Consider the following 6,808-nt stretch of genomic DNA (forward strand, 5'->3'; position numbering starts at 1 on the left):
CAAGTACAAGTACAAATTGTCGTTTAGATGAGTTTCGTGATTGGTTTAAAACGATGAGAAAAGTTGACTTAGCAGGCTAAAAAAGTAAATTTATATGCACAATGATATATTACACGTGATGATAGCATTATACTTATGATATACACAAAAATTAACAAGTAGCTTAGAATATTATAGGATTTATTAATTCTTTTAATACCATATAAAACTAATTAAATGCAACTTACAATGATAAAACTATTAAAATGCACCAAATAGCAAAATAGCAGAAACTGTACTAATTCAAATTTGCAACAACTTTAAATCCAAGTTTTTATAAAATCTGTACACTTTTAAATAGCTTGGTTGGCGAGTTTGCAACTTTTAAAGCACTGCCCTTTTTTAGCACACTTTTATAAGTTGAGATTCCATAAATTTAGCGGTAACAATTGTTCCAAATTCGTCTTCCCATTGTGTGACAACATTTTCTATAAACTCTGGCTCAAATCCAATAATTTCCATGATTTGCGCACTAAACTCTTGCTGTACTAATTGACCCTTTTCGAACATAATTTGATTAATTTTATAATATTAAATTTGTGCTATAATAAATTATTTTCACCTTCTTTAATGATCAGGCGTAGTGTGAAAAAATTCTCATCTTTTCATATTCCGCCTACTGTATATTTAGATTAGTTTATCTCATTGTGTATTGCAAAAATGAAATATTTTTCACTAAATAAAATTGATACTTTCCTAGTAAAATTCTTTTATAATAATTTTAAAATTTGTTACCAAATTGCCACTTCAGTCTAATTCGGTCTACGAATGATTTGTTTGATCATACCTAATTTTACCTAATATAGATGGCCATTTTTGAAGTGATTATACTAAAATTTCTACTGTAGCTAAAGTTGGAATTGGTTTCTTAATTACAAAACCAAAATAATAAAATTACTTACTGATAACTATATTAACTACTGCCACTAAATTAGTTGGCACTCAAATTTTATAAATATTTTAAAAAATTATATAAAGAATATTTAGGCTTCTCGATTTAACTTTGGCTATCAGAAATTTAAAAAATCATATTATGAAAACTACAGAAAAAGATACGGAAAAAGCAAAAAAAAATACAGCACCAAAAAAAGGGACTGAGAAAACCAGTTCATCTGCTGGAAAGGTAAAAGCAAAATCGGCAGCTGCTGAGGGATTACGTGAACTGTTTGTGGATTCACTTAAAGATATTTATTGGGCTGAAAAAGCGCTTACTAAAGCCCTCCCAAAAATGAAGAAAAATGCCACTACAGAAAACTTAATTGCAGCCATCGAAGACCATCTTGAAGTTACCAAAAATCAGGTTTCTAGATTGGAGGAAGTTTTTCAAATTATCGGAGAAAAGGCAGTAGCTAAAAAATGTGACGCAATGGATGGTTTGATAAAAGAAGGAGAAAGTATCATGGAAGAAACCGAAATTGGTGCAGTCCGTGATGCAGGTATAATTGCGGCATCTCAAAAAATTGAGCATTATGAAATTGCAACTTATGGTACTCTTGTCGCATTTGCTAAAACTTTGGGAGAAGATAAAGCTGCTAAATTACTGAGTGAAACCTTGGCCGAAGAAAAAGACGCTGATGTAACACTTACAGAGGCCGCTTATAACACTATTAATTTCGATGCAGTTGACGAAGAAGAAGAAGAAGAAGAAGAAGAAGAAGAAGGAACTAAAAAAGATTCAAAGAAATAAACAAGTAAAAAGCCTGCCAAGTGCAGGCTTTTTTTATCTATTAAACAATAATTTATGACGCTTATATTTCTAATAACTGTTTAATTTTTAAAGTTAACTCTTGAAAAGTATTAGGTTTAGTAATGTATGCTAATACATTAAGAAGATCTGTTTTTTCCTTTTCTGAATAGGGTGAAGTAGAAAATATAATTACGGGTATGTTCTTAATAGAATTCTCCTTACGTAGTAACTGCAAAAGTGTAGCCCCACTCATCTTTGGCATATTAATGTCAAGCAGAATTAGGTCTGGCGTATACTTTAATTTTCTTAATTCACCTAATACTAGAAGTGGATTATGGATAGCCATATAAGTACATTCTGAAACGCCTTCTAATGCATCCTTGAAAAAATCACAATCATCTAAGTCATCATCGATTTGAAGTATCGAACTGTATTTCATTTTGTAGTTTAATTAAAATTTTAGCGGGAACTATTATTCATGTTATTTTCTCTAATATAAGTCATAGTATAAGAGTGAATTTTATTTATAGTTTTAGTCTAAATGAAAAACTATAAATCATAATCGTGTACACCTTACCCTTTCCTCCTTAGGATATTATCATATATAATTTTATAAATGAAACTCAAAAAACGGTAAATTTTTTCGAAAGAGGTTGCTGTAATCTGCAAAGTAGCTGTTTTGATTCAAAGCGAAAGTGGAATTAAATTCATCTTTTATAAAGTATATCGTTTGAATCTTCATATTTCGGCATTCTCTAAATAACGTGTTGTAATACGAATCTTTTTCCAACAAGCCTTCCTTAAATTTTTTATAAACCGTGTCGTAATCAACTACTATTGGCGGTTGAATCTCCATTATATCGTTGAAAATTAGTTTAGCTTCATCACCATTCTCGAGAACAAATTAATGTAATGAATTTATAGTGTTGCTTGTATCGTACAAAGTTATAATGTGTTTTGCAGAGGCGATACTTTTAGTACCCTTCTGTATAAAATGATGCTGTCCTTCCTGCATTTTATAAGCACCAAATTCTACAATATAACCCAATTTAAAAGCAAGTTCCTGCGCTAAATTTGCTGCTGAACTTCTATCTAACGTATGTTGAATGATTATTCGAGCTTCCATAAAATTCTGGATTTTTAAGGTTTAGTAAATTTAATAAAATTTACCAAATTTACTAAGACATATCGAATGCTAGAAAAAAATATTTAAATATTCTTACTGGTTCCGCAGCAATTTGTAAATATATAATCTCAAGCAATAATAGGCTTGCTACTGTCACGACAATTTTATTATAAACGAGGTTCCTAAAAAGGAATTAGTGTATAATTATTTTTTCCATTAATTAAAAAAGGATACTTGGGGCTTTAAAATTCCACTTCGCAATTTATTGGCTTTTAGGATTTTTATTTTTCTGATATCAATTACAACTTATGTTTTTAACCTTTTGATTTGCTGGTAATCTTACCGTTTTTTGTTCTTGAAAATGTACCTTGTATGAGTTTAATGGCAGAACTTTTACTGAAAAAGTTTGTGCCGCTGTATTACTTTGCAATGATAACTTCGGACGACTTGTAGTACAAGTTATTATATTCGCTAAAAATGGCTCTAACTGTTATCGCGTTGCTAAATTTTACGGCAATAAAAATTGGTATTTTATAATTTTATTAAATGCTTTTATTTTAGAATTTGAAAATGAAATGTCTTTTTGAGCAATTAGATTTTTTATAACATGATTAGTTGTTTTCAAAAAATCACCGACTTAATATTTTAAATTCTGCACACCTCCATCGGTAGGTACTGCTATAGGTTTGCTTTTAGATTTTATATAAGCTTGTTCTTATAAATCTTTAATAACTTGTGGAAAGAATTATTTTCAATTCCATATTTAAAAATTTACCTCCCCATTATGATCTTTAATACATTAAGAAAATATTTTAGAAAAATACTAAATTACTAAACAGCTGCTAACACGAGATGGGCTTTTTTAATAATATAAATTCAAACTTCTTATTTTTACAATAAATCTATTCTTCTTGTATCGTTATCAGATAGAAAAGTGATAAATACTTTTTAATTTTTTTAAATTTCTACCGATGATAATTAGGTTTTTATTCTTAAACTATTATCGCAATAATTTAAGAATAAAAAACTATTATTTATTAAAAAATATATTGTAAAAAGAACTCATTACTGCCATTAGCTTTACCTAAAAGGTTACTATTTACAGTATATTCATAAGCATAACCTAATATAAAATTTTTACCTACTGCAAATTTCACCATTCCAGCTATTGTACTATCGGTTCTATAAGTTGCCCCAAAATGCACTTTTTCATTTATCACCGCTGTTGCTAAAAAATCAGTTGAAAAAGGAGCCCCATTTACATATCGAACCATAACAGATGGTTTTAAATGTAAACTAGGACTAAGATATATATTATATCCCCCAGACAAGTAATAATGAGCCCTGTCGGTTGCTACTGTAGCATAACCCTCCTCCTTTTTAGCTCTTTCTGTATTTAATATTTTTGGAGACGATAGCGAAACGTAATATTTGTCGTGCTCGAGATAAAAACCTACTCCTATATTGGGGTTGAATCTAGAAATAGGCTCTAAACTTGGATCACTAATTAGATTATATGTTTCTAATCCTTCAGTATTTACATTATAATTGTTACCTCCCGCTTTAATTCCCATGAATAAATTTAATTTCTCAGTTAATTTAACATCATAAGAAAAATCAACAGCAATAAATGTTTGCTTTTCAATAAATACTTCATCATGAACAATTGAAAGACCTACTGCAAACTTTTTATTCTGCAAAGGCATCATAAAGGAAATAGCTTGTGTAGATGGTGAATCTTTGATCCCTGTCCACTGTTTCCTGTAAAGCGTCTGTAATTTACTAGTCCCTTCAACCCCTACAAATGCAGGATTTATTAAATTCAAATTATCTTTATAGAAAGTAATTGTACTCTCTTGTTGCGCTAATAGTCTACTGCTTGTTAAAAGCAGTAGACCTACTAGAATATATATTTTTTTCATATTAATTTTAATTACCAATTGTAAATTACTTCAACGATATATATAGCCATCCATCATAATCAATAGTTCCATTACCATCTAAATCTATCTGATAATAATAAGAACTACCATCTGGTAAAGACTTAGAACTGTTTTTATAATAACCGTTCCAATTATTTTTATAACTGCGTGATGTGTATACTTTATCCCCCCAACGATTATATACTGTTACATGATTATTTGAGTAATTCTCAATATTGTAAATCATCCAAGTATCGTTTACTCCATCTCCATTCGGTGTAATGGATTGAGAAATATTAATTTCTACAGTATCGCAAACGTCACCTACACCATCATTATCACGATCTTCCTGATATGGATTAAAGTCGAGAGGGCAGTTATCTCTAAAGTCTAAAACATCATCATTATCATCATCCTCATCGCATAAATCTACAATGCCATCACCATCATTGTCTGATCCTTCATTCGGATTTGTACCTTCACTTATATCCACGTAATCTGGAATTCCATCACAGTTACTGTCTTTGAAACTGTTTTTATCATTTGGATCAGTAAAATCATTGGTTTCAACGTAATCAGGAACGCCATCGTTGTCACTGTCCATAAAATCATTTTTATTATTAGGATCAGTTTGATTTTTTATTTCAATATAATTTGGTACTCCATCTCCATCAGAATCATTATAGTCATTTTTCTCTTTTGGATTAGTTCCGTCATTAACTTCTACGTAATCTGGAACTCCATCTCCATCACTGTCTGTTCTATCTTGTGGGTTATTAGGATCAGTTCCCTCATCGACTTCTACATAATCTGGTATTCCATCTCCATCAGAATCTCTATAGTCATTGTTATCATTCGGATTAGTCGCATCATTTCCTTCTACATAATCTGGTACGCCATCTCCATCAGTGTCTTTCACATCTTTTGTATCATTAGGATCTGTTCTGTCATTAACTTCGACATAATCTGGAACACCATCACCATCGGTATCTTTGACATCCTTTGGATCGTTAGGATCTGTTGCATCGTTCACTTCAATATAATCTGGCACGCCATCGCCATCAGTGTCTTTAACATCTTTTGGATCGTTAGGATCTGTTCCTTCTATAATTTCTACCTCATCAGGAACACCGTAATTATCATCATCAGAATCACAATTGTCGTTAATTCCGTCACTGTCAATATCAATAGCTGTATTAATTACAGTTATAATTACTGTTGCCTTTTGAATATTTCCATTTACATCTGTTACACTTAATATTACTGTATTTGCGCCTAAATCATCACAGTAAAAAATAGTTTTTGAAACTGAAATTGACGCAATACCGCAATTATCTGTTGAGCCATTATCAATCATTTGAACTGTAATACTAGCTTTACCAGTAACATCTAAATCTACCGTAATATTTTTAGTAATTACAGTTGGGACAGTTTCATCGGTAACACTCACTAGCTGTGTAGCTGTAGCGGTATTTCCAGAACCATCTGTAACTGTCCAAGTAACTGTAGTAGCTCCTACACCAAAAGTAGTAGGCGCATCATTTGTTACTGTGGCAACAGAACAATTATCAGTTGTAATTGGTGTTCCTAAAACTACACCAGTAGCCGTACAATCTGTATTGGTCACCACAGCAACAGCAACAGGAGCTGTTATAGTCGGTAAGGTGGTGTCGGTAACTGTTACCACCTGGGTAGCAATAGCAACATTTCCAGCTCCATCTGTAACTGTCCAAGTAACTGTAGTAGCTCCTAAAACAAAAGCAGTAGGCGCATCATTTGTTACTGTGGCAACAGAACAATTATCAGTTGTAATTGGTGTTCCTAAAACTACACCAGTAGCCGTACAATTTGTATTGGTCACCGTAGCAACAGCAACAGGAGCTGTTATAGTCGGTAAGGTGGTGTCAGTAACTGTTACTACCTGCGTAGCAATAGCAACATTTCCAGCTCCATCTGTAACTGTCCAAGTAACTGTAGTAGCTCCTAAACCAAAAGTAGTAGGCGCATCATTTGTTACTGTGGCAACAGAACTAT

Annotated in this window: 7 protein-coding genes; 1 reads left to right on the forward strand and 6 read right to left on the reverse strand. The window is 31.6% G+C overall.

Annotated elements, in window-relative coordinates:
• Positions 1-381: 381 nt before the first annotated feature.
• Positions 382-549, reverse strand: a complete 168-nt coding sequence (locus tag AP058_RS16960) for a hypothetical protein (protein ID WP_197413360.1) — start codon at positions 547-549, stop codon at positions 382-384.
• Positions 550-1,072: 523 nt separating this feature from the next.
• On the opposite strand from AP058_RS16960, the gene AP058_RS01000 reads away from it, so the two are divergent.
• The gene (locus AP058_RS01000) at positions 1,073-1,726 is read left to right on the forward strand and encodes a ferritin-like domain-containing protein (RefSeq protein ID WP_066305779.1); all 654 of its coding nucleotides are present in this window, start codon (positions 1,073-1,075) and stop codon (positions 1,724-1,726) included.
• Positions 1,727-1,787: 61 nt separating this feature from the next.
• On the opposite strand, the gene AP058_RS01005 is transcribed toward AP058_RS01000, so the two are convergent.
• From AP058_RS01005 to AP058_RS01030, 5 genes are all read right to left on the reverse strand, one after another.
• A complete protein-coding gene (locus AP058_RS01005; RefSeq protein WP_066305781.1) occupies positions 1,788-2,165 on the reverse strand; it encodes a response regulator in 378 nt (125 codons plus the stop codon).
• Between the two features lie 171 nt (positions 2,166-2,336).
• A complete protein-coding gene (locus AP058_RS01010) occupies positions 2,337-2,582 on the reverse strand; it encodes a hypothetical protein (RefSeq protein WP_066305783.1) in 246 nt (81 codons plus the stop codon).
• Between the two features lie 48 nt (positions 2,583-2,630).
• The gene (locus tag AP058_RS01015) at positions 2,631-2,852 is read right to left on the reverse strand and encodes a hypothetical protein (RefSeq protein WP_066305785.1); all 222 of its coding nucleotides are present in this window, start codon (positions 2,850-2,852) and stop codon (positions 2,631-2,633) included.
• Positions 2,853-3,889: 1,037 nt separating this feature from the next.
• Entirely contained in the window at positions 3,890-4,774 is an 885-nt protein-coding gene (locus tag AP058_RS01025) for a type IX secretion system membrane protein PorP/SprF (protein ID WP_066305789.1), read from the reverse strand.
• A gap of 25 nt (positions 4,775-4,799) precedes the next feature.
• Positions 4,800-6,808 (reverse strand): gliding motility-associated C-terminal domain-containing protein (locus AP058_RS01030; RefSeq protein ID WP_157492549.1); only part of this gene is annotated, 2,009 nt, incomplete at its 5' end.

The organism is Flavobacterium sp. TAB 87 (assembly GCF_001529295.1).
In the GTDB taxonomy this organism is placed as follows: domain Bacteria; phylum Bacteroidota; class Bacteroidia; order Flavobacteriales; family Flavobacteriaceae; genus Flavobacterium.

Excerpts from the sequence above, each read along its gene's own strand:
- AP058_RS16960 (WP_197413360.1), bottom strand. The coding sequence starts at position 549 with ATGTTCGAAAAGGGTCAATTAGTACAGCAAGAGTTTAGTGCGCAAATC.
- AP058_RS01000 (WP_066305779.1), top strand. The coding sequence starts at position 1,073 with ATGAAAACTACAGAAAAAGATACGGAAAAAGCAAAAAAAAATACAGCA.
- AP058_RS01005 (WP_066305781.1), bottom strand. The coding sequence starts at position 2,165 with ATGAAATACAGTTCGATACTTCAAATCGATGATGACTTAGATGATTGT.
- AP058_RS01010 (WP_066305783.1), bottom strand. The coding sequence starts at position 2,582 with ATGGAGATTCAACCGCCAATAGTAGTTGATTACGACACGGTTTATAAA.
- AP058_RS01015 (WP_066305785.1), bottom strand. The coding sequence starts at position 2,852 with ATGGAAGCTCGAATAATCATTCAACATACGTTAGATAGAAGTTCAGCA.
- AP058_RS01025 (WP_066305789.1), bottom strand. The coding sequence starts at position 4,774 with ATGAAAAAAATATATATTCTAGTAGGTCTACTGCTTTTAACAAGCAGT.